We start from the raw sequence: 23273 nt of genomic DNA, 5'->3' as shown, positions 1-23273 counted from the left end.
ACCCTCCCCCTTCGGGGGTGGAGCCTCTAAGATTCGTTGAGTGTGCCCCGGAAGCGGTTCGTCGTGACGTCTGATCCGTCAGCCGACCCTGGCAGCGCTCTCCTCGAGGCGGTGCACTCCGCCGACTGGAACGAGACGGTTCGCCTGCTCGACGTGCACTGGTCGACGCTCATCTCGACGCGGCGGGATGCCCTCCAGGAGGCAGTCACCCGGCTGCCGCACGAGGTGCTGGTGCAGCATCCTCGCCTGGTGCTGGCGGCGGAGTACCTCCGCCGCCTCTCCGGCGCGCCCACCACCACCCGCTTCCGCGGGGCGCCGTTCCCGGGGCCACCCGTGAGCCTGATGGACTCGCTCGCCCAACTCACGAGCCACGCCGCCATCGCCCGCGCCGACGGCCGTCTGGCCGAAGCGGCGGACGCCGCGGGCGAGGCCCGCGCCCTGCTCGACGACAGCAGCGCACTCGCCCGCGAGCAGCTCGCCCAGGGCCTTCCCGACCTGCAGCTGCAGTGGGGGCTGGTGTGGGAGTACGTCGGTGACGCCGACCGGGCCGTGCATGAGTACGTCGAGGCGTACGACGCCGCCATGGTCGTCGGCAACGAGATGGTGAAGGTCACCGCTGCGGCGTCCTCGGCGTGGATCCATGCGCTGGCCGGCCGCGGCATCCAGGCGCGCATCTGGCTCGACAAGGTGCCGGAGGACGGCGAGTGGTGGTTCAGCCGGGCCGCCCTGCCGGCGGTGTTCGCCTCGACCATGCTGCTCATCGACGAGTTCCGGCTCGACGAGGCGCGCTCGAGCCTCGCGCGGGCCGACCTGTCGCAGCATCCGGAGCGGTGGCCGTTCCACAAGCTGCTCGCCGCCATGACCGTGCCGGGGCCCGAGGCGGCGTTCGAGCTGCTCTCGCAGATCGACGGGTCGTCGGCGGCGCTCCCCGAGCGGGTGACGCGGCAGGGCACGACGGGGGCGGTGATCGCGGTCGCCCGGTCGATCCTGCAATCGGCGGCGGGGCACCCGTCGGAGTCGCGCGCCACCCTCAACGCGCTCGAGGCCGACCGCGACACGCTGGCCGGGCAGACGCTGCTGTGCGCCAGGGCGGCGGCCGAGGCGAGGCTCGGCAACTACGCGGCGGCGAGCCGCATCGTGTCGCCCCTGCACGGGCACGCGCTCGACGCCCCGCGCACCACGGGGACGGTGCTGGCGGTGCGGGCCGCCGCCGAGCTGCACGCCGGCGACCACTCGTCTGCGGCCGAGCAGTTCGCCCGCGCGGCGGCGCTCTCCACCACCCACGGCAGCTTCTACTCGCTCAGCCTGCTGCCCCGTGAAGACCTCGAGCAGCTCGTGGCACTGCGGCCCGACGCCCTGCCGTCGGCGATCGTGCGACGCATCCTGTCGAGCGCCCAGTCGGCGACCGTCGACCCGTTCGTGCGCCTCAGCAGCAAGGAGCACGAGGTGCTCGCCGCCGTGCTCAGCACCGACAGCAGCGCCGACGCCGCCGCCCGCCTCTATGTCTCGGTCAACACCGTGAAGACGCACCTCAGCAGCATCTACCGCAAGACCGGCGTCAACTCCAAGGCCGCCCTCGGCGACCTCGCCGTGCGCTTCGGGGCGCATCCGGGGGCCTGAACCTAGGGGCGCTCCCGCGCCGGGTCAAGCACTTTTCGCTCGCTCTCAGCGACGGATGCGCACCACCAGTGCAGCCGCCCCGAGCAGCACCGCGTTCAGCACCACCGCCGCGCCCAGGGCGGCGACCGGCAGAATGACGACGCCGTACTGCATCCCGCTCCACAACGGCGACACGGCCACCACCGCGAGCCCCATCGTTCCGACGCCCGCCACCACCCGCAGCACGACGGCGACCCACCCCGCACCGCCTCCACGCCTCCGCCGAAGCGCCCACACGACCGTCACCGCACCTCCGAGCGCGAGCAGCACCGCGGGCACGAACAACACCACCGCACCGAGCGACATCCGCCCACCTCCCCTACCCCTGAGGCGCGACCCTACCCCCAACGGCGGCGCCGCCACTGCCGTGGCATCGGCCCTATCGCAGCGCAGCCGCCCAGCTGAGCAGCCGCGCCTTCAGTGCCGCGAGCTCGTCTCCTCCCACCCCGTACTCGCCGAGATCCTCGACAGTGACTCGTTCGACACGTTCGAGTTGCGACGCGAAGATCCGCGGGTCGAACCCGGGGTCGCGTTCGCGGGCCGCCTCGATCAGTTCGGCGTCGGTGAAGCGGCCGAAGGCGCGGATGGCGTCGACGTCGAAGAAGTCGCGAGCCTCCGCTCGGCCGTAGAGGGCGGACACCTTGTTGCCGATCGCATCCTGAATGCTCAGCACGGGCCCGACCTCGAGCGCGACGGGCTCGGCCTCTCGCCAGTCCATGCCCATGTCGACGTCGATCCGCCGGCCGTCGCTCGTTCGAATGATCAGGCGCGCGAACCGGTCGGTGCGGCGCGCGGTGTCGACGTCGAGACCGTAGGCGGACAGGGCGGCGATGACCTGCTCGACTGCCTCATCGAAGTTCTGCGGGCTCGTGTCGGAGGTGAAGAGGTCGACGTCTTCGCTCAACCTGTCGATGACACCGTGCTCGCGGATGGCTCCACTGCCCGCGAGCGCGAAGCCGGGAGCCGGATGCTCGCAGGGCTACCCGGGTGACGGTGCGTTGGAGGTCGAGGTCGCTCATGCCGACGCCCGCGTGCGGAGCTCGGGGAACCGCGACTCCCAGAGCACCCGCACCCTGTCGGGGAGGGCCAGCTCATTCCATTCCCGGCGCAACACCTCCCGATTGAGAAGGCGGGTCTGGTCTGCAGCGGTCCCCTCACGTAGAACAGCCTGGTAAGCCTTGCGGATGCCGCCCGGCGTGCCGAGATCGACCGCACGCTCCGGCCCCCAATAGACGGAGTGCGGGAGATCGACCGTGCCTCGCGCGGGGCCCTCGAGGTCGTCGAGGGTCGCCGGGGCTTCGTAGGGCTTGGTGTCGCGGAAGAACACGCGCGCCTCGGCTTCCGGTGCGTCAGCGCCCACCCGATGCTTCGCCAATGCGCGAGACACCGACGACGAGCCGACCCCGATCGAGCGGGCGATCTCGGCGATGCTGGCCCCTCGAGCACGCAGCCGCCTGGCCTCGGCCATCCGCTCGGCGGTCATCACCGAGGGGCGGCCGCCGACGCGTCCCTCCGACCTGGCGCGATGCAGTCCGCGGAGGGTTCGTTCGCGGATTCGCTCTGTGCGTAGACCCTCGAACACCGCGACGATGTCGTAGAGCGCGCCGCCCTGGGGGCTCGTATCGATCGCAGGCTCGGCGATGCTCCTGATGCCCACCCCACGGCGGGACAGATCGGCGAGCGCCTCGACGACCACGCGATCGGTCTCGCCGAGCACTCCCAGAGTGGGCACGACCACCGAGTCGCCTGGATCGAGCCCCTCCACACAAGCACGCCACTGCGGTCGAGGTCCCGTGCCGCTCGTCTCGAGGCGGTCGACGAAGACGCGATCGACTCCTGCACCTCGGAGTGCCGCCTCGCGCTCCGTGAGGTCATCACCGGCTTGCTGCACGGTCGCGTAACCGACGACGGTCGCCATGTCGCACCTCCGAGCGCATTATACGTCCGCCCGAAAACGGTGGCGTAGTGTTTCGGGCGAAGTCTCAGCCCTGCGGCGGAGCCGGGCTGGGGGGTGTTGGCTGGGGGGATGGGTTCGTGGGTCGATCATGTGATGTGGTGGCACGTCTATCCGCTCGGGTTCGTCGGGGCGCCGGTGCGGCCGGAGCCGGCGACGGAGGTGGCAGCGGGGCACACGGCCCCGGCCGAGGACGCGCACGCGCCGGAGGCGGAGGGCGTCGAGCATCGCCTGGGCCGCATCGAGGCGTGGCTCGACCACGTCGTCGAGCTCGGGCTGAACGGGCTCGCGCTCGGACCCGTGTTCGCGGCGACGTCGCACGGGTACGACACGGTCGACCACTTCCGCATCGACCCGCGGCTCGGCGACGACGCCGACTTCGACCGGCTCGTCGCGGCGGCGCACGAGCGCGGCATCAGGGTGCTGCTCGACGGGGTCTTCAACCACGTGGGCCGGGCACATCCGGCGTTCGCCACGGTGGAGGAGACGGGCCCGGATGCCGCCACGGCCGACCTCTTCCGCATCGACTGGGCGGGCTGGCGGCCGGGCGACCCCGTGCGCGCCGAGGTCTTCGAGGGCCACGACCAGCTCGTCGCCCTCGACCACTCCGCGCCCGCCGTCGCCGACCTCGTCGCCGAGGTGATGACGTACTGGCTCGACCGGGGCGCCGACGGCTGGCGCCTCGACGCCGCCTATGCGGTGCCGCCCGCCTTCTGGGCCGAGGTGCTGCCGCGGGTGCGGGAGGCGCATCCGGATGCCTGGTTCACCGGAGAGGTCATCCACGGCGACGCCCTCGCCATCGTCGCCGAGTCGGGGCTCGACTCACTCACCCAGTACGAGCTCTGGCAGGGCATCTGGCACGGACTCGCCGACACCAACCTGTTCGAGACCAAGCACGCCATCGAGCGCGGCAACGAGCTGCTCGAGCGCTTCGTGCCCACCACCTTCGTGGGCAACCACGACGTCACGCGCATCGCCTCGGCGATTCCGGATGCGCAGCATCTGCCCCACGCACTCGCCCTGCTGTTCACGCTGGCCGGCACCCCGATGGTCTACGCCGGCGACGAGTACGGTCTGCGTGCGGTGAAGGAGGAGCGGCTCGGCGGCGACGACGCTGTGCGCCCGGAGTTCCCCCCGGTGCCGCCCGCCCCCGATGAGCTGCCCGCGGCACTGCCGGGCGCGGGCCCCGACGCCCGCGAGTTGCTCGCGCTGCACGGCGAGCTCATCGCCCTGCGCCGCCAGCGCCCGTGGCTGCACAGCGCCCGCTCCGACGTGCTGCACCTGACGAACACCGCCCTCGTCGTGCGCACCGCGACCGGCTCGGGCACGATCGTCACCGCCCTCAACCTCGCCGACGAGCCGGTCGAGCTGCCGATCGCCGACGCCACCGAACTCCTCGCCGGCACCGCCTCACTCGCTGGCGCGCAGGCCACCCTCCCCGCCCACGCCTGGGCCGTCCTGAGCGCCTGACCCAGCCCACGCATCCAGCCGGCGGCGGGCCGGGCGTCAGGATCGCGTAGGGATTTTTGGGCGTGCGGCGGTGCGGGCGTCAGGAAGTCGTTAGGACGGGCGGTCGGAGCGGTTCGGCCGAGCATGATCGTCATCCGTACCTGTGCGCCCACCCCGGGCGCCTGTCGGATGGAGAACACCGTGCTCGACGTCGTCTATCTCGTCGCGATCCTCGCCGTCTTCGGCGTCGTCGCCCTCGTCGCGTGGGGGGTCGAGAAGCTGTGATCGTTCTCGAACTCGTCGCCGCGGTGCTGGGCGTGGCCGCCGTAGCCTACCTGGTCGTCGCTCTCGTGAAGCCGGAGAAGTTCTAGATGGAGATCTGGCTCCTCGTCGCGCAGCTCGCGACCCTCGCCCTCATCCTCGCCGTGCTGTACCACCCTCTCGGCGACTACATCGCCTTCACCTTCACCGGCGCGAAAGACCTGAAGCTCGAGCGCGGCCTGTACCGCATCGTCGGCGTCGACCCCCAGGGCGAGCAGAGCTGGGGCGCCTACCTGCGCAGCGTGCTCGCGTTCTCGCTCATCGGCGTGCTGCTCGTCTACGCCCTGCAGCGCCTGCAGGCGGTGCTCCCCTACTCCCTCGGCCTCCCGGCCGTGCCGGAGGGCCTGTCGTTCAACACCGCCGCATCGTTCGTTACCAACACGAACTGGCAGTCGTACTCCCCCGAGGTCACGATGGGCTACACGGTGCAGATCGCGGGCCTGGCGGTGCAGAACTTCGTCTCGGCCGGTGTCGGTCTCGCCGTGGCGATCGCCCTCATCCGCGGGTTCGCCCGCCGCAACACCGGCACCCTCGGCAACTTCTGGGTCGACCTCACCCGCGGAACGTTCCGCATCCTGCTGCCCCTCGCCGTGCTCTCGAGCATCGTGCTGCTGGCCGGTGGCGTCATCCAGAACTTCAACGGCTTCACCGAGGTCACTACGCTCACGGGCGGCACCGCCACCGTGCCCGGCGGCCCGGTCGCCTCGCAGGAGGCCATCAAGCTGCTCGGCAACAACGGCGGCGGGTTTTTCAACACCAACTCCGCGCATCCGTTCGAGAACCCCACCCCGTGGACCAGCATGGTCGAGATCGTGCTGATGCTCGCCATCCCGTTCGCCCTCCCCCGCACCTTCGGCAAGATGGTCGGCGACAACCGCCAGGGCTACGCGATCGTGGCCGCCATGGGCGCCCTGTTCGTGGTGTCGTTCGCCGCGCTCACCGCGTTCGAGCTCGCAGGATCGGGCACGGGCACCGAGCTCGCCGGCGGCGCGATGGAGGGCAAGGAGCAGCGCTTCGGCATCGTCGGCTCCACCCTGTTCGCGACCACGTCGACCATCACCTCGACCGGCGCGGTCAACTCGATGCACGACAGCTTCACCTCGCTCGGCGGCATGATGACCCTGTTCAACATGATGCTCGGCGAGATCGCGCCGGGCGGCATCGGGGCGGGCCTGTACGGCATCCTCGTCATCGCCGTCATCACGGTGTTCATCGCCGGGCTCCTGGTGGGCCGCACCCCCGAGTACCTCGGCAAGAAGCTCGGCCCGCGCGAGATCAAGCTGGCGAGCCTCTACATCCTCGCCACCCCCACGCTCGTGCTCGTGGGCACCGCGCTCAGCTTCGCGATCCCCGCGGTGCGCGACGACGTCGAGGGCACGTCGATCTGGAACCCGGGCCTGCACGGCTTCACCGAGGTGCTCTACGCGTTCACCAGCGCCGCGAACAACAACGGCTCGGCCTTCGCCGGCCTCACCGCGAACACCCCGTGGTTCAACACCGCGCTCGGGGTGGCGATGCTGCTCGGCCGGTTCATCCCGATCGTGCTCGTACTCGCCCTCGCCGGCTCGCTCGCCGCGCAGAGCAAGGTGCCCGTCACCGCCGGCACCCTGCCCACCCACCGCCCGCAGTTCGTGGGCCTCCTCCTGGGCGTGATCGTCATCGTCGTCGCGCTCACCTACTTCCCCGTGCTCGCACTCGGACCACTCGCCGAAGGGCTCCAGTAACCATGTCCACCCTCACCCCGACCAGCTCTCCCGAGCCGTCGACCCCCACCGCGCCCGCAGCGGATGCGCGCACCCGGCCCGCCGGCCGCCGCACCTTCAGTCTCCCTCAGCTCGCCCAGGGCCTCCCCGGCGCGTTCCGCAAGCTCGACCCGCGCGAGATGTGCCACAACCCGGTGATGTTCCTGGTCGAGATCGGAGCGGCGCTCACCACGGTGATCGCGATCGCGCAGCCGTTCCTCCCCGCCGAGGAAGGCCCGCAGGCCACCAGCATCGCCTTCACCTGGACCATCGCCGTCTGGCTGTGGCTCACCGTGCTCTTCGCCAACCTCGCCGAGAGCGTGGCCGAGGGCCGCGGCAAGGCGCAGGCCGCCACCCTGCGCGCCACCCGCACCAGCACGATGGCCACCCGGGTCGTCGGCTACGACGAGCGAGCGGATGCTGCTGCCGAGCGCGCCTCCACCGAGCAGGTCGCCTCGGCCGACCTCAGGCTCGGCGACGTCGTGATCGTCACCGCCGGCGAGCTGGTGCCGGGCGACGGCGACATCGTCGACGGCATCGCCTCGATCGACGAGTCGGCGATCACGGGCGAGTCGGCCCCCGTCGTGCGCGAGTCGGGCGGCGACCGCAGCGCCGTCACCGGCGGCACCCGCGTGCTCTCCGACCGCATCGTGGTGACCATCACCTCGAAGCCCGGCGAGACCTTCGTCGACCGCATGATCCGCCTGGTCGAAGGCGCCTCCCGGCAGAAGACGCCGAACGAGATTGCCCTGAACATCCTGCTGGCGAGCCTGTCGATCGTGTTCCTCATCGTGGTGCTCACCCTGGGCCCGATCGCCGGGTACTCGGATGCGACCCCCTCCATCGCGGTGATGGTCGCCCTGCTGGTGTGCCTCATCCCGACCACCATCGGCGCGCTGCTCTCGGCCATCGGCATCGCCGGCATGGACCGCCTGGTGCAGCGCAACGTGCTCGCCATGTCGGGCCGTGCGGTGGAGGCCGCCGGCGACGTCACCACCCTCCTCATGGACAAGACCGGAACCATCACCTACGGCAACCGCCGCGCCTCGGAGTTCGTCGCCCTCGAGGGCGTCGACGCCCTCGCGCTCCGCGACGCGGCAGCGCTCTCGTCGCTCTCCGACCCCACTCCCGAGGGCAAGTCGATCGTCGACCTCTCCGAGGCCCAGGGCTTCCGCCGCCCATCGCAGGTCGACGGCGAAATCGTGCCGTTCACCGCACAGACCCGGATGAGCGGGGTCGACTTCGCCGACGGCCGCCAGATCCGCAAGGGGGCAGGCTCCGCCGTCACGGCCTGGGCGCGCGAGACCGGCACCGTGGGGAGCTCGCTGTTCGACGAGCTGCAGCAACAGACCGACCGCATCGCCGGGCTCGGCGGCACCCCGCTCGTAGTGGCCGTGCGCGAACCGGGTCACCCCGCCGAGCTGCTCGGGGTGGTGTACCTCAAAGACATCGTCAAGGAGGGCATGGCCACCCGCTTCGCCGAGCTGCGCTCGATGGGCATCCGTACCGTCATGATCACCGGCGACAACCCGCTCACCGCCAAGGCGATCGCCGAGGAGGCGGGGGTCGACGACTACCTCGCCGAGGCGACCCCCGAAGACAAGCTGGCACTCATCAAGAAGGAGCAGGAGGGCGGGCGGCTGGTCGCGATGACCGGCGACGGCACGAACGACGCGCCCGCGCTCGCTCAGGCCGACGTCGGGGTGGCGATGAACACGGGCACGAGCGCCGCGAAGGAGGCCGGCAACATGGTCGACCTCGACTCCGACCCCACGAAGCTCATCGACATCGTCGCCATCGGCAAGCAGCTGCTCATCACGCGCGGTGCGCTCACCACCTTCTCGATCGCCAACGACATCGCGAAGTACTTCGCGATCATCCCGGCCATGTTCGCGGCGGTGTTCCCGGGTCTCGGCCTGCTCAACATCATGGGGCTGCACTCGCCCGCATCCGCGATCCTGTCGGCGGTGATCTTCAACGCGCTCGTCATCATCGCGCTCATCCCGCTGGCGCTGCGCGGCGTGACGTACCGGCCGATGTCGGCGTCGCGCATCCTCAACCGCAACATCCTCATCTACGGGCTCGGCGGGGTGATCGCGCCGTTCATCGGCATCAAGCTTATCGACCTCGTCGTGAGCCTCATCCCCGGTTTCTAGACCCCTCCCTCTCAGAACAGGACCTCATCATGGCTACCACCCGCGGGTTCGCCCGCCCCTACTGGGTCGCTCTGCGCTACATGATCGTCGCGACCGTCGTTCTCGGCATCGCCTACCCCGTGGCCGTGCTCGGCATCGGCCAGCTCGCCCTGCCCGCTCAGGCGAACGGCAGCATCGTGACCGTCGACGGCGAGCCCGTGGGCTCGTCGCTCCTCGGGCAGTCATTCGCCGACGCCGACGGCACCGCCCTTGCCGAGTGGTTCCAGTCGCGGCCCTCTGCGGCCGGCTACGACGGCGGAGCGTCGGTGGCGAGCAACTACGGCCCCGAGAACCCCGACTTCCTCGCCGAGATCGAAGCCCGGCGCGCTGCCATCGCGGAGGCCGACGGGGTGCCGGCCGACAGCATCCCGGTCGACGCCCTCACCACGTCGGGCTCGGGGCTCGACCCCCACATCAGCCCCGAGTACGCCTACGAGCAGGTCGCGCGGGTCGCGACGGCGCGGGGGCTGAGCGAGGAGCAGGTGAAGGGGCTGGTCGACTCGTTCGTGCAGGGTCGCGACCTCGGTTACCTCGGCGAGCCGACGGTGAACGTGCTGCAGCTGAACGTGGCGCTGTCGCAGCTGGCCGGCTGATCGCGCGCGGTGGCGTCGCGATGAGGCAGGGTCGGTTGCGGGTGCTGCTCGGGGCGGCGCCCGGGGTGGGGAAGACCTACGCCATGCTCGAAGAAGGCCGGCGGCTGCGGGCCGCGGGCAAGGACGTGGTCGTCGCGGTCGTCGAGACCCACGGGCGCGCCGCCACCAAGGCGATGACGGCGGGGTTCGAGATCATCCCCCGCGCCGTCGTCTCGCACCGGGGTGTGGAGCTTCAGGAGATGGACCTCGATGCCGTGCTCGCCCGCGCACCCCGCGTCGCCCTCGTCGACGAACTCGCCCACACGAACGCGCCCGGTTCACGGCACGAGAAGCGGTGGCGGGATGTCGAGACCCTCCTCGACGCCGGTATCGACGTGATCTCGACGGTGAACATCCAGCACATCGAGTCGCTCAACGACGTGGTGCAGCAGATCACCGGGGTGCCGCAGCGGGAGACGATCCCGGATGCGGTGCTGCGGCAGGCCGACCAGATCGAGGTCATCGACCTCGCCCCCCAAGCCCTCCGCGACCGCCTCTCGGAAGGGGTCGTCTACCCGGCGGCGCGGATCGACGCAGCCCTGTCGAACTACTTCCGGCTCGGGAACCTCACCGCCCTGCGAGAGCTCGCGTTGTTGTGGCTCGCCGACGAGGTCGACTCCTCCCTGCAGAAATACCGCCTCGAGCACGGCATCGGGCAGAAATGGGAAGCCCGGGAACGGGTCGTCGTCGCCCTCACCGGTGGGCCGGAGGGTGAGACGCTGCTGCGGCGCGGGTCACGGATCGCCGCCCGGTCCGCGGGCGGGCAGCTCCTCGCCGTGCACGTCACCAGCCAGGACGGGCTCAGGCAGGCCGACCCCGGCGCCCTCGCCGCGCAAAGGTCCCTGGTCGAGAGCCTCGGCGGGACGTTCCATCAAGTCGTGGGCACCGACATCCCGGCCGCGCTGGTCGAGTTCGCCCGCTCGGCCAACGCGACCCAGCTCGTCATCGGCGTCAGCCGCCGCTCCCGCCTCACCGCCCTCGTCACCGGCGCCGGCATCGGCGCGACCGTCATCCGCGAGTCCGGCGACATCGACGTGCACATCGTCACCCACGCCGCCGCCGGCGGACGGCGGTTGTCGCTGCCGCACGCGCACGGCTCGCTCACCGTGCGGCGGCGCGTGTACGGGTTCGTCGTGGCGCTCGTGGGTGGGCCGCTGCTCACCTGGCTGCTGTCGCTGTTCCACAACGAGGAGTCGATCACCTCCGACGTGCTGAGCTACCAGCTGCTCGTCGTCGTGGTCGCGCTGGTGGGGGGCATCTGGCCGGCGTTGTTCGCGGCCGTGCTGTCGGGGGTGACGCTCGACTTCCTCTTCGTCGACCCGCTCTACACGGTGCACATCGACAACCCGCGGCACGCGCTGTCGCTGGTGCTCTACGTCGTCATCGCCGTGCTCGTGTCGATCGTGGTCGACCAGGCGGCGCGACGCTCCCGGGCGGCGAGACGTTCGGCCGCCGAGTCGGAGCTCATCGCCGGTGTCGCCGGCGAGGTGCTGCGGGGGCAGGACGCGTTCCAGGCGTTCGTGACCCGCACGCGCGAGGCCTTCGGGCTGACGGGTGTGCGCATCCTGATCCGGGAACCGGCCGCGGCCGGGGAAGCGGATGCTGGGGCCGCGCGCGACGTGGGAGCGGAAGGCCGGGCCGGGGCCGGGTCTCATAGGGCTGCCGAAGGCGGCGCGGACGGTGGCGGGAGCGAGACGGCCGCCTCTCGCGAGCGGGTGCTGGCGAGCGACGGGGAGCCTGCGGGCGACGAGCCGGGTGTGCGCATCCCGATCGACGACGACGCCACCCTCGAACTGCACGGCCGCTCGCTCGAGTCGTCGGACCGCCGGCTGCTCGGGGTGATCGTCGCCCAGCTCGCCACGGCCCTCGAGCACGCCGACCTCGAGCAGACGGCCCGCGCGATGGCGCCGCTCGCCGCCGCCGACCGGGTGCGCAGCGCCCTGCTCGCCGCCGTCGGCCACGACCTCCGTCGCCCTCTGGCGGCCGCGACCGCCGCGATCACCGGGTTGCGCGCTCCGGGCGCGACCCTGTCGCCGGCCGATCGCGACGTGCTCCTCGACACGGCCGAGACCGGCCTCGACCAGCTCACCCGCCTGCTCACCGACCTCCTCGACGTGAGCCGGGTGCAGGCCGGCGTGCTCGCCGTCTCGCCCCGGCCCACCGACCTCGCCGACCTCGTGCCCGCCGCTCTCGAGGAGCTCGACGTCGGCCCGTCCGCCGTCGACCTCGACCTGCCCGCCGACCTCCCTCCGGTGCAGGCCGACCCGGTGCTGCTCGGGCGTGTGCTCGTCAACCTGCTCTCCAACGCCCTGCGCTACTCGCCAGCCGATCAGACCGTCGCGGTCGCCGCATCCGCTTTTCACGACACCGTGCAGATCCGCGTCATCGACCGCGGACCCGGCGTGCCCGAAGACCGCCGCGACGACATCTTCGTACCCTTCCAGCGCCTCGGTGACGTCGACAACACCACCGGCCTCGGCCTCGGCCTTGCCCTCTCGAAAGGCTTCATCGAGGGCATGAACGGCACCCTCGAGTTTGAGGAGACCCCGGGCGGCGGCTCGACCATGGTCGTCACGCTGCACGCGGCCGAGGCCGCGAGCGGCGCGTCCTGAAGACGGCGCGACGGCGCGATGACGGCGCCGCGGGGCCTGCGACGAACGCGTCTGCGGCGGCGCAGCCGCTCAGCCCAGGCTTCGCGTCGGCCAGCGGGCGAGGTCGGCTGCCCAGAGGTCGGGGTCGCGGGCGGGGGCGACCTCGTCGAGGATATCGAGGTGCGTGATCTGCTCGATGCGGAAGCCGCGGATGGCGCCGCGGAGGCGGCACCAGCCGGCGAGCAGCCACGACTCGCCCGCGCGGAGGAGGCCCAGGGTCTCGACCTCGCGCTCGGTGACCTTCGGGCTTCCGTCGTCATGCGTGTCGGCGTAGGTGAGTCTGACGACGCGACGGGCGGCGATGACGTCGGCGAGCATCCCGAGCGGAACGACCTCGTCGGTGAGCGGAACGGCGTCGATGACGTGCATCGACTGCAGCAGTTCGCGCACCGGGGCGCGGTCTTCGTCGCTCACGGTCGCGGCGATCTTCGCGCGGGCACGGCGGGCGGCGGCTTGGTAGGGCGAGGAGTCGAGCAACGCCAGCCCGGCGAGGGTGGCGAGCGACTCGGCGGCCGTGAGCTTCAGCGGCGGGAGGGAGTACTCGCGCAGGATGGAGTAGCCGCCGGTCGAACCGTGGTCGGCGTAGATCGGCACGCCGGCCTCCTGCAACGACCCGATGTCGCGCTCGATGGTGCGCGTCGACACCTCGAACTCGCGGGCGAGCCGCGCCGCCGACCACGGCCGGTCGGCGGCGCGCAGCACGTCGACGAGAGCGTAGAGCCGCTCGGCTCGTTTCATGCAGTCATCCTCGCAGGCACCACCGACGGTCGGGCGGGGCGGGCGCTCAGGCCTCCGGCCCGCTCCGCATGCTCCGTTGCCCGCCCGCCGACCACACCCGGGTGACCCGCCCCTCCGCGTCGAAGTCGAACACGTCGACCCCGCCGATGTGCACCTCCCCCGCCTCCATGTCCCAGATCAGCCGCCCGTGCCGGCCGTCGATCGCGTCGGCGACGGCCGAGAACACGAACCCGGGGTGCGCCCCGTGCCACCAGTCGAGGTACTCCGCGAAGTCGTCGGCCGAGCGGATGTCGTCGGCAGGCGTCGACCCGTCCACCTCGGTGACGGCGAAACGGATGCGGAAGTCGGCAGCGCAGATCCGTCGCGCGAGGCCGCCGTCGCCGTTCCACATCGTCAGCCACAGGTCGAGCGCCTCGCGGGCAGCGGCCGGGTTCGTGTCGTGTGTCAGATCAGTCATGCACCAAGCCTCGAACACCGCCGCGACAGCTGTGTGTCGGTGTTCGCGCATCCGATCTCGGCATGATCGGGTCGGGCCGTCGATCGGGTCGGACCCTCGATCGGGTCGAACCGCCGATCAGGTCGAGTCGCGGACGACCAGTTCGGTGCGCAGGCTGAGGTGGGCGGCCGGCGCCCCGGCGATGCTCTCCATGAGCAGCCTCGTCATCTCGTTGCTGATGCGCTGGAACGGCTGGCGCATGGTGGTGATCTGCGGGTCGCTCGCCACGGCCGCCGAGCTGTCGTCGAAGCCCCCGATCGAGATGTCGAGCGGCACCCGCCGGCCGACCCGCTGGGCGGCCGCGATGGCCCCGGCCGCCATGAGGTCGTTCGCGGCGAACACCCCGTCGATGTGCGGGTCGCGTGCGAGAAGCTCCCGCATCGCCTCCGCGCCGCTCTCGCGCGAGTAGTCGCCGTGCACGATGAGGTTCGGGTCGGCGCGGTCGCCGAGCACCGCGCGGAAACCGTCCACCCGGAGGGAGCCCGTGACACCGTGGCGCGGCCCGGCGATCATCGCGATGCGGCTCCGCCCCCGCGAAAGGAGGTGCTCGGTCATCTGCATCGCGCCTTCGTAGTCGTCAGCCGAGACGTAGCTCACCGCGCCACGGTCGCTCTGCGGCACCCCGCAGAAGATGGTGGGGATGCCCGCCCGATGCAGGTCTTCGAGCACGCCGAGGTCTTCGTGCCAGGAGACCAGCATGACCCCGTCGATCTGCCCGGCGCCGATGAAGTCGAGCGCTCGCTTGCGTTCCTCGGCGGCCCCGGCCAGGAGGAGCACCATCGCCATGTTCCGCTCGGCCAGGCTCTCGGAGGCGCCCCGCATGAGCACGGCGAAGTTGGGGTCGCTGAACATGCGGTCGAGGTCTTCGCCGAGGAGGAACGCGACCGACCCGGCGCGCTGCAGCTTCAGCCCGCGCGCGTAGGCGTTGGCGCGGTAGCCGGTCTTCTTGACCGCCGCATCCACAGCCCTCTGCGACTCGGGGCTGACCCACCGGCCTCCGTTGAGCGCCCGGGAGACGGTGCCTTTGGAGACACCGGCTTCGCGTGCCACGTCATCGATGGTCGGCCGGCGAGGTGGTGCCGTCGGCGTCGGACTCATGATCCTCATAGTCTAGGGACGAAGACGCCGTGTTTCCGCGCGATTCCGGCGCGCGGAAACACGGCTGTCGGTCACTGCGAAGCGCCCTCGGCGAACGCGTCGTCCATGTTCTTCAGCACGGTCTGGATGTCGACCGAGCCCGCGAACAGGCCCTGCACGCCGTCGAACACGGCGGGCTGGATGGTGGTGCTCGGCCAGAGCTGGTCGGGCCAGGTGGAGATCTGGTTTTTCGCGATGAACTCGGCGGCCATCTGCGACACCTGCGAGTCCTGCGTCAGGTCGCCGGGCAGCGCCGCGGTGTCGCCGTAGGCGTCGGCGTAGGTGATCTGCGTCTCGGGCTCGGCCAGGTAGGCCACGAACTTCTTCGCCAGGTCTTGGTTGCCGGCCTTCGCGTTCACGGCGAACGACGGGCCGACGGTGGCGGAGAGGTAGGTGCCCGCGGCGTCGTCGGTCGCCGGGAACGCCTGAAGGTCGAGAACGAGGTCGCTGCCGCCGGTCGCGGCGATGGCCTTGCTCTCGGCCGCCACGGTCACCGTGGCGAGCGTGGTGCCCGCGACGATGGCGTCACGCACCTGTTGGTAGGAGGTGCCGTTGGGCGACGGGTTGAAGCAGCCCGCCGCATCCATGTCGAGGTACTTCTGGAACGCCTCCTTCCACTTCGAGTCGGAGAAGCTCGCGGTTCCGTCGGCCTGCTGCTCGGCGAAGTCGGGGTCGTCGGCGTAGACCAGGGTCGCGACGAGGGCGTACGGGATGAGCTGGGTCGTCCAGGCGTCGGAGAGCCCGAGGCCGTAGGCCACCTTGCCGGCGGCGGTGGCGTCGCTGCAGAACTGGAGCACCTCGCTCCAGGTCGTCGGCTCCGATAGACCGGCCTCGGCGAGGGCGTTGGTGTTGTACAGCGCGCCGATCGACGAGAACGTCATGGGCACGGCGACCACCTCGCCGTCGTTGGTCGTGAGCAGGTCTTTCGCCGCGTCGGGCAGGCTCGCCACCCACTCCTCCGAGCTGAGGTCGGCGAAGAAGCCCTTGTCGCCGGCGATCTTCACGCTCACGTTGTTGCCCGTGCCGGGGAAGACCTGCATGACGTCGGGTGCGGTGCCACCCGTGAGCTGGGTGGCGGTGACCTGCTGGTAGGCGTCGGGCGAATCCTGGATCGTGACGGTGACGCCCGGGTTGTCGGCTTCGAACTTGTCGATCACCGCGAGCATGCCGGTGTTGCCGTTGGTGCCGACGGTCAGCGTCTGATCGTCGCCACCCCCGCCGCCGACGGTGGTGGAGCATCCGGCCAGTGCGGCGCCGACGGCGCCGATCGTCAGCATCGCCGCGGCGACGCGAACGGGACGAGTCTTCGATGACATCGTGTTCCTTTCAAGGGTGTGCAGGGATGGGTGTTGCTGTGGTGGGTCGGGAGATCAGCCTTTGAGACCGGATGCGAAGCCGCGGATGATGAACCGCTGCATCAGGAAGTAGGCGATGAGGATGGGGATGATCGAGATGATCAGCGCCGCGAAGACGAGGGGCCAGTTCGCCCCGTAGGTGCTCACGAAGGTGTACACGGACAGGGGTGCCGTCGACGTGCCGCTGCCGGAGAGATAGAGCAGGGGCGTGAAGAAGTCGTTCCAGATGGCCAGGCCGCTCAGGATGACGATCGTGCCGGTGATGGGCCGGAGCAGGGGGAACACGACCGAGAGGAAGGCCCGGCTCGGGCGCGCGCCGTCGATGGTGGCGGCCTCCTCGTAGTCGCGCGGGAGGTCGCGCAGGAACGCCGAGTACAAAAAGATCGCGAACGGGAGGAAGCCACCCACGTTGATCACGATCACGGCCACCGGGGTGCCCACCAGCCCGATGCTGGCGAACCAGAGGTACAGCGGCAGCATCGCGAGCTGGCCGGGGAAGAGGAAGCCGGCGAGGAAGAGGTAGAACACCCCGCGCGACCACCGTCGGGTCTTCCTGGTCAGCGTGTAGGCGGCCGTGGAGGCGAGGGCGATGATGAGGAACACCGAGACGGAGGTGATGAAGGCGCTGTTGAGCAGGCTCGCCCCCATGGCCGACTGCACCCACGCCGTGCCGAAGTTGCCGAAGTTGAGCGGCCAGGTGAAGCCGAGGAGACCGACGTCGCCGTCGGGGTCTCGCAGCGCCACCGACACCATCACGACCAGCGGCGCGATGAAGACCAGGCCGGCGACGATGAGCACGACCTCGAGAACCGCGGTCTTCGCGGTGTAGCGATTCACGAGACTTCTCCCTTGCGCTGGGTGAGACGGAACTGCCCGAAGGCGATGACGCCGACGATGATGGTCAGCACCACACCCTGCGCCAGCGCGGTCGGGTACTGCAGGTAGGTGAACGCGGTCTTGTAGACGATGGTCGCCATCGTCTCGCTGGCACCGGCCGGCCCGCCCTTGGTCATCGCGAACACCATGTCGAACTGCTTGAGGGTGGCGATGAGCGTCAGCAGCACGTTCACCACGATCGCTCCGTTGATAAGCGGCAGCACGATGCTGACGGTGCGCCGGAACGATCCCGCCCCGTCGAGCGAGGAGGCCTCCAAGACGTCTTCGGGCACCCCCTGCAGACCCGCCAGGAAGATGACCATCGAGTAACCGGCCCCCTGCCAGATGATGGCGGCGGCGATGGAGAAGATGACGATGTCGGGGTTGCCCAGCCAGTCCTGCTGGAGTGCCGACAGGCCGACCGACTCGAGCGCGGTGTTGATGGTGCCGGTGGGGCTCAACAGGTACTTCCAGAGGAACCCGGCGACGATCGGCGTGAGCACGACCGGCAGGAAGAAGACCAGGCGGAGCACGTAGCGGCTCTTGACGCGGGTGTTGAGCCCCAGCGCGAGCAGCAGGCCGATGAGGTTCTGGAACACCGTGACCACGACGGTCAGCAGGAAGGTGTTGCCGATGGCCCGCAGGGTGTTGGGGTCTTGGAGCACGTCGGCGAAGTTCCCGAAGCCGACGAACGACCACGTGCTGCCGAGTCCGTCCCAGTCGGTGAGGGAGTAGAACAGCCCCTGGAGGTTCGGCCACAGCACGATGACCGCGTAGACGACGAGCGCCGGCACGATGAACCACACCGGTGTGCGCAGGGCCCCGCCGGAGGCGCCGTTTCCTCCGAGGCCGCTGTTGCCGCCGCGGCGGGGGCGCCTCACGGGCCGGCGCTCCGCCGCCTCCGCGGTGGCGGGACTGTTCAGGACTTCGGTCACGACCGGATGCTCGCGTGACTGCCGAGGAGAGACATTAATCTCGCTCCATCTCCATCGAAGGGACCTGTAAACGATAACAGTCTGACATGCGCGGTGCGCCCACCGCAATTCGGTCGCGGCATCGTCGAGCGCGCCGTCAGGCATGTGGACTGACTGTTATCGTTTCCAGTATGGTGACACCGCCGCACTCGACGATGCAGTGCGCCGCCACCCGCCCATCCCTGGAGGATTTTGCGATGACCCTGGTTCCCGGCGAACTGACGGCGACGTTGCGCGTCGCGCACCGACCCTGGGGGTCGGAGACGTCGCTGCCCGCGATGAGCAACGCCGTCGACCGGCACGAGCGCATCCGGCTGACCGACCACTACGTCGTGCGCGACGGCCGGCCGGCGATCCCGGTCTCCGGCGAGCTGCACTACAGCCGCGTGCCCCGCGCGCTGTGGAAGGAGCGTCTGCTCCTGATGAGGTCGGGCGGCATCACCGTCGTCGCCGCCTATGTGTTCTGGATCCACCACGAGGAGCAGCGCGGCGTGGTGCGCTTCGACGACCAGCTCGACATCCGCGCCTTCGTGGAGACCTGCGCCGAGCTCGGGCTCGACGTGGTGCTGCGCATCGGGCCCTGGGTGCACGGCGAGGCGCGCAACGGCGGCTTCCCCGACTGGGTGCAGGCGGCAGAGGTCGCCCATCGCACCGACGACCCGGGCTACCTCGAGCTGGTCGCCGGGTGGTACCGGGCACTCGGCGAGCAGCTGCGGGGCGTCTTCGGCCCGTCGAGCGCGGTCGTGGGCATCCAGATCGAGAACGAGCTCTACGACCAGCCGGAGCACATCCGCACCCTCAAGCGGCTGGCCCGCGAGGCGGGCATGTCGGCGCCCATCTGGACGGCGACCGGCTGGGGCGGCGCCGCCCTGCCGGAAGACGAGGTGCTCCCGCTGTTCGGGGGTTACGGCGACGGCTTCTGGGTCGACCACGACGCCCCCTGGGACGTCACCTTCCACGAGCACTTCTTCTTCTCCCACGTCTGGGACGACCCCGGCATCGGGGCCGACCTCCGCCAGCACGGCGGCATCGGCGGAGGATCCATGATCGAACCCGCCCGCACGCCCTCCCCGCTCTACCCCGCGGCCACCTGCGAGCTCGGCGGCGGCATGGCACGGGCGTACCACCGGCGACCGGTGCTCACCGGTGCCGACATCGCCGCCGTCGCCCACAACAAGATCGGCAACGGTTCGGGCTGGCAGGGGTACTACATGTACACCGGCGGCACGAACCCCCGGGGCGCCGCCGGCATGCAGGAGTCGCACGCCTCGCGCTACCCGAACGACCTCGCCGTCTTCGACTACGACTTCGGCGCGCCGATCAGCGCGACGGGCCGCATCCGCGACTCCCACGCGCAGCTGCGCCGCCAGCACGCGTTCCTCGCCGCCTTCGGCGAGGCGCTGGCGCCGATGCCCTCGACCCTGCCGCAGACCCTCCCGTCGGGCGTCGACGACACGACCACCCTCCGCTGGGCGCTGCGCAGTGACGGCCGGACCGGCTTCGTGTTCGTGACCTGGCATCAGCCCTACGATCTCCTCGAGGAGTACGAGGGGGCGCAGTTCACCGTGGAGCTCGACGACGACACCGTCACGTTCCCCGCGGCCCCTCTGACCATCCCGGCCGGAACGATCGCGCACTGGCCGATCAACCTCGAGGTGTCGGGAACCGTGCTGAGGTGGGCCACCGCGAGCCCGTTGACCGTGCTCGACGGCGGGCCGCAGAGAACCCTGGTGCTGACCGCCGAGCGCGGCGTGCCCGCCGAGTTCTGCTTCGGTCCCGGCACGACGGTGCTCGGCCCTGCGCCCGGCATCCCGGTGCCCGGCATCACGGAACGGGACGGCGTGATCACGGCGGAGGCGTCGGTCATCACGGCGTTCACCGTCGTCACCGAGGGGGTTCCGCTGGCGATTCTCGCGCTCCCCGCCGATGTCGCCGACGAGACCTGGGTGCTCGACGACGGCGCGACGAGGATGCTCGTGCTGTCGGAGGAGCCCGTCTGGTGCCACGGGGGCCGGCTGAGGGGGAGGACGGGCTCGGCCCGCCCGGAAGCGCGGGTGTACTCGCCGCTGCGCGGAGGGTTCGTCCGTGTCGACGCCATCGTGGAGGGCACCGCGGTCGGCGAGCCGGTTCCGGCGACCCCGACGTCGGCACCCGCCGTGCCCCCGGCCGGGTACGGCAGCGCCGAGGGGCGGGCGTCGGCACCCACCGACGGCGACTTCGCGCGGGCAGCGGCCCGCTACGAGCTCGCCCTGCCCGCGAAGCTCGCCGCCCACAGCGAACTCGAGGTGCGCTGGACGGGTGACGTCGCGCGGCTGCTCGTCGGAGGGCAGGTGGTCGCCGACCAGTTCTGGGCGGGCACGGAATGGGTGATCGATCTCGGGGTGCTTCCCGAGGGCGCCGCCGTCGCACTGGAGATCCTTCCCCTGTCGCCCGAGGCCGCTGTGGGCCTTCCGGCCTCCGCCCAGCGGAAGCGCGACGACGTCGCCGGGGCCCTGTGGTCGCTCGATTCGCTCCGCGTGGTCACCCGGGTGCCCTGGCACGCCGAGCTCCCGTCGTGACGGTCGAGTCGCCCGCGCGCGCATCCGCTCCTCGCGCCCTCCGCGCCGATGGGTTGCACGACCCGATCGGCGGGATGCGCCCCGCACCGGTGCTGTCGTGGAGGTTCGACGGGGCAGAAGCTCCCGAGCGGTTCCGCGTCGTGGGTTCGCGATCGCCGGAGGCCGCTGACGAGGTCGCCGCCGACCTCTTCGACGTGACCTGCGAGGCCGGCGGGGTCACGAGCATCCCGTGGCCGGCCGATCCGTTGCGCAGTCGGGATCGGGTCTGGTGGAGGGTCGGGGCCGAGTTCGGCGGCCAGGCGAACTGGTCGAACCCGGCGTCGGTCGAAGCGCCGTTGTGGAGCGAGGCGGAGTGGGAGGCGGAGGCCGTCACCGACCCCGAGTGGGTGCTCCCCGGGGAGCAGGCGCCCGCCGCCTTCCCCGAGCTGCGGCGCAGCTTCCGGGTGGAGGGCGACGTGGCCGCCGCGCGCCTCTACCTCTCGGCGGCCGGTGTCGTGGTGCCGCGTCTGAACGGAGGGCGGGCGATCGACGCCGAGCTCGAACCGGGCTACGCGAACCTCGACGCGGCCGCTCCGGCGAGCGCGTGGGACGTGACGACGCTGCTGCGCCCGGGTGGGAACGAGCTCGCGTTCGCTCTGGGCGGCGGTCTCGCCTACCTTCCGCGGGGCGAGCGCTACACGAAGTTCAGCCGCGTCGGGCAGCCGGTGTGGGTGCGCGCCCGCCTCGACGTGCGGTATGCCGACGGACGCATCGAGACGGTCGCCACGGGTGCCGACTGGGAGTCGAGGCTCGGCCCGATCCGCGAGTCGCACTGGTACGGCGGCGAGACCCACGATGCCTCGCAGACCACCGAGTGGCGAGCCGCCGCCGTCGTGCCGCACACCCCCGCCCCGCGGTGGCGCGCCACGCCGCCGATCCGCGTCACGGAGGTGCTGCAGCCGCGCTCGGTGGAGCACCTCGCGGGCGGCAAGCGGCTGATCGACTTCGGCACGAACAGTGCCGGGCGGCCCCGGTTGTCGCTGACCTCCGCGTCGCCCGGTGCCCGGATCGATCTGGTTCCGGCCGAACTCGTGAACGGGTCATCCGTCGACCAGCGCACCACGGGCGCCCCCATCTGGGACACCCTGGTGACCGACGCCGGCCAGACCGAGTGGTCTCCCGAGACCGTCTACCATGGCGGCCGGTTCGTCGAGGTGTCGGGGCTGACGCCGCACGAGCCCGACTCCTCGGTGAGCTTCGAGGTGATGCGCGTCGACAACGAACGGGTCGGCGGCTTCTCGTCGAGCGACGAGTTCCTGCTCCGCCTGCACACGATCATCGACCGTGCCGTGCAGAGCAACATGTACAGCGTCTTCACCGACTGCCCGCACCGCGAGAAGCTCGGCTGGCTGGAGCAGCTGCACTACTGCTTCGACGTCATCGCGCGCGGGTACGACGCCCGCGCCCATCTCGGCGAGATGGTGCGCCAGATGGTCGCGTCGCAGACCATCGACGGGTTGATCCCCAACATCGCCCCCGAGCTCGTGGTCTTCGACGAGTACCCGATCAAGGGTGACCTCGATGCCTTCCGCAGCGACCCCAACTGGGGCCGGGCCGTGATCGAGTTGCCCTGGCAGCTGTATCGCCACTACGGCGACGACACCGTCGTGCGCGAGGCGTTCGGAGCCATGGTGGGCTACCTCGACTACCTCGAAAGCCGTTCGCACGACGACCTGCTCGACTTCGGCCTGGGCGACTGGATCGAGATCGACGACTCGACCCCGCGCTCGATGGTGTCGACGCACGGCTGGGGGCTCGCGCTCGACCGCGCGGCCCAGTGCGCCGAGCTCATCGGCGACGCGGCGTCGGCGCGCCGTTTCGCCGACCGGGCCGATGCCGTGTGGGCTCGTTTCGAGCGGGCGTTCTTCGACCCCTCGACCAAGACCTGGGGCTCGGGGAGTCAGGGCAGCTGGGCCCTCGCCTGGTCGGCCGGCCGCGTCTCGGCGGCGGATCGCGAGAAGGCCATGCGCGGGCTCCTCGCGGCGATCGAGGCGGCCGGCGAGACGATCACCGTCGGCGAGGTCGCGCTGCCGTCGTTCATCCGCGCCCTGACCGAGGCGGGGCAGGCGCAGCTTCTCGACCGCATCATCCGGCGCACGGATGTTCCCGGGTACGGCTACCAGGTGGCGGTCGGGGCGACGGCGCTGACCGAATCATGGCAAGGCCCCGACGGCAGCACCGGGGTCGCCTCGCAGAACCACTTCATGCTGGGCGTCATCGACGACTGGCTGACCGGAGACGTGGCGGGCCTGCGGCAATCGATGGACTCGATCGGCTGGCAGCGGGTGACGATCGCGCCCGTCTTCCTGGAGGGCGTGCGATCGGCCGCCACCACCTTCGACTCCCCGGCCGGCTTCATGTCGGTCGCGTGGGAGCGGATGCCCGACGGCGGGGTGCGGCTCGACCTGACCCTGCCGCCCACCGTGCAGGCCCGGATCGAGGTGCCCCCGGGCACCCGCATCCACCAGAACTGACCGAGACACCAAGGCGCCGACGG

19 protein-coding genes are annotated in these 23273 nt (G+C 70.9%); 10 read left to right on the top strand and 9 right to left on the bottom strand.

What is annotated here, in order from left to right:
* Positions 1-63: 63 nt before the first annotated feature.
* Positions 64-1620 carry a helix-turn-helix transcriptional regulator gene (locus tag HL652_RS20320; RefSeq protein WP_171706985.1) on the top strand — a complete coding sequence of 519 codons (1557 nt, stop codon included), beginning with the start codon at positions 64-66 and terminating at the stop codon, positions 1618-1620.
* A 45-nt stretch (positions 1621-1665) separates the two neighbouring features.
* Here the strand turns inward: HL652_RS20320 and HL652_RS20315 are convergent, their stop codons facing one another.
* From HL652_RS20315 to HL652_RS21825, 3 genes are all read right to left on the bottom strand, one after another.
* A complete protein-coding gene (locus tag HL652_RS20315) occupies positions 1666-1965 on the bottom strand; it encodes a hypothetical protein (RefSeq protein ID WP_171706984.1) in 300 nt (99 codons plus the stop codon).
* Between the two features lie 73 nt (positions 1966-2038).
* A complete protein-coding gene (locus HL652_RS20310; RefSeq protein ID WP_253743518.1) occupies positions 2039-2563 on the bottom strand; it encodes a nucleotidyl transferase AbiEii/AbiGii toxin family protein in 525 nt (174 codons plus the stop codon).
* A gap of 111 nt (positions 2564-2674) precedes the next feature.
* Positions 2675-3577, bottom strand: a complete 903-nt coding sequence (locus HL652_RS21825) for a recombinase family protein (protein ID WP_253743516.1) — start codon at positions 3575-3577, stop codon at positions 2675-2677.
* Between the two features lie 108 nt (positions 3578-3685).
* Here HL652_RS21825 and HL652_RS20295 point away from each other — a divergent pair, with 108 nt between their 5' ends.
* From HL652_RS20295 to HL652_RS20265, 7 genes are all read left to right on the top strand, one after another.
* Positions 3686-5083: an alpha-amylase family glycosyl hydrolase gene (locus HL652_RS20295; protein WP_171706983.1), complete on the top strand. Its 1398-nt coding sequence runs from the start codon at positions 3686-3688 to the stop codon at positions 5081-5083.
* Positions 5084-5206: 123 nt separating this feature from the next.
* Positions 5207-5347, top strand: coding sequence for a hypothetical protein (locus HL652_RS20290; protein ID WP_171706982.1), 141 nt, complete (start codon positions 5207-5209; stop codon positions 5345-5347).
* Entirely contained in the window at positions 5344-5433 is a 90-nt protein-coding gene (locus HL652_RS20285) for a potassium-transporting ATPase subunit F (RefSeq protein ID WP_171706981.1), read from the top strand. The genes HL652_RS20290 and HL652_RS20285 overlap by 4 nt, the downstream gene beginning before the upstream one ends.
* Positions 5434-7107 carry a potassium-transporting ATPase subunit KdpA gene (kdpA, locus tag HL652_RS20280; RefSeq protein ID WP_171706980.1) on the top strand — a complete coding sequence of 558 codons (1674 nt, stop codon included), beginning with the start codon at positions 5434-5436 and terminating at the stop codon, positions 7105-7107. It begins immediately after the preceding gene.
* A gap of 2 nt (positions 7108-7109) precedes the next feature.
* Entirely contained in the window at positions 7110-9281 is a 2172-nt protein-coding gene (gene kdpB, locus HL652_RS20275; RefSeq protein WP_171706979.1) for a potassium-transporting ATPase subunit KdpB, read from the top strand.
* A 29-nt stretch (positions 9282-9310) separates the two neighbouring features.
* Entirely contained in the window at positions 9311-9913 is a 603-nt protein-coding gene (gene kdpC / locus HL652_RS20270) for a potassium-transporting ATPase subunit KdpC (protein ID WP_171706978.1), read from the top strand.
* A gap of 20 nt (positions 9914-9933) precedes the next feature.
* A complete protein-coding gene (locus tag HL652_RS20265) occupies positions 9934-12564 on the top strand; it encodes a sensor histidine kinase (protein WP_171706977.1) in 2631 nt (876 codons plus the stop codon).
* Between the two features lie 69 nt (positions 12565-12633).
* On the opposite strand, the gene HL652_RS20260 is transcribed toward HL652_RS20265, so the two are convergent.
* The 6 genes from HL652_RS20260 to HL652_RS20235 all read right to left on the bottom strand — a co-directional run bounded on the left by HL652_RS20260 (position 12634) and on the right by HL652_RS20235 (position 18140).
* The gene (locus tag HL652_RS20260; RefSeq protein ID WP_171706976.1) at positions 12634-13341 is read right to left on the bottom strand and encodes a helix-turn-helix transcriptional regulator; all 708 of its coding nucleotides are present in this window, start codon (positions 13339-13341) and stop codon (positions 12634-12636) included.
* 46 nt (positions 13342-13387) lie between these two features.
* Positions 13388-13798 (bottom strand): nuclear transport factor 2 family protein, encoded by a 411-nt coding sequence (locus tag HL652_RS20255; protein ID WP_171706975.1) that lies wholly within the window; start codon positions 13796-13798, stop codon positions 13388-13390.
* 117 nt (positions 13799-13915) lie between these two features.
* A complete protein-coding gene (locus HL652_RS20250; RefSeq protein ID WP_171706974.1) occupies positions 13916-14935 on the bottom strand; it encodes a LacI family DNA-binding transcriptional regulator in 1020 nt (339 codons plus the stop codon).
* Positions 14936-15006: 71 nt separating this feature from the next.
* Positions 15007-16290 (bottom strand): ABC transporter substrate-binding protein, encoded by a 1284-nt coding sequence (locus HL652_RS20245; protein ID WP_171706973.1) that lies wholly within the window; start codon positions 16288-16290, stop codon positions 15007-15009.
* Between the two features lie 54 nt (positions 16291-16344).
* A complete protein-coding gene (locus HL652_RS20240; protein WP_171706972.1) occupies positions 16345-17166 on the bottom strand; it encodes a carbohydrate ABC transporter permease in 822 nt (273 codons plus the stop codon).
* Positions 17163-18140: a carbohydrate ABC transporter permease gene (locus tag HL652_RS20235; RefSeq protein WP_216603954.1), complete on the bottom strand. Its 978-nt coding sequence runs from the start codon at positions 18138-18140 to the stop codon at positions 17163-17165. Before HL652_RS20235 ends, HL652_RS20240 begins: the two co-directional genes overlap by 4 nt.
* Before the next feature lie 236 nt (positions 18141-18376).
* Here HL652_RS20235 and HL652_RS20230 point away from each other — a divergent pair, with 236 nt between their 5' ends.
* Both HL652_RS20230 and HL652_RS20225 read left to right on the top strand, forming a co-directional pair.
* Positions 18377-20737 (top strand): beta-galactosidase, encoded by a 2361-nt coding sequence (locus HL652_RS20230; RefSeq protein ID WP_171706970.1) that lies wholly within the window; start codon positions 18377-18379, stop codon positions 20735-20737.
* On the top strand, positions 20734-23250 hold the full coding sequence (locus HL652_RS20225; RefSeq protein WP_171706969.1) for a family 78 glycoside hydrolase catalytic domain: 2517 nt from the start codon (positions 20734-20736) through the stop codon (positions 23248-23250). The genes HL652_RS20230 and HL652_RS20225 overlap by 4 nt, the downstream gene beginning before the upstream one ends.
* Positions 23251-23273 lie beyond the last annotated feature (23 nt).

The sequence above is a fragment of the Herbiconiux sp. SALV-R1 genome, from assembly GCF_013113715.1.
Taxonomy (GTDB): domain Bacteria; phylum Actinomycetota; class Actinomycetes; order Actinomycetales; family Microbacteriaceae; genus Herbiconiux.
This window is presented reverse-complemented; position numbering and strand designations above follow the sequence as displayed.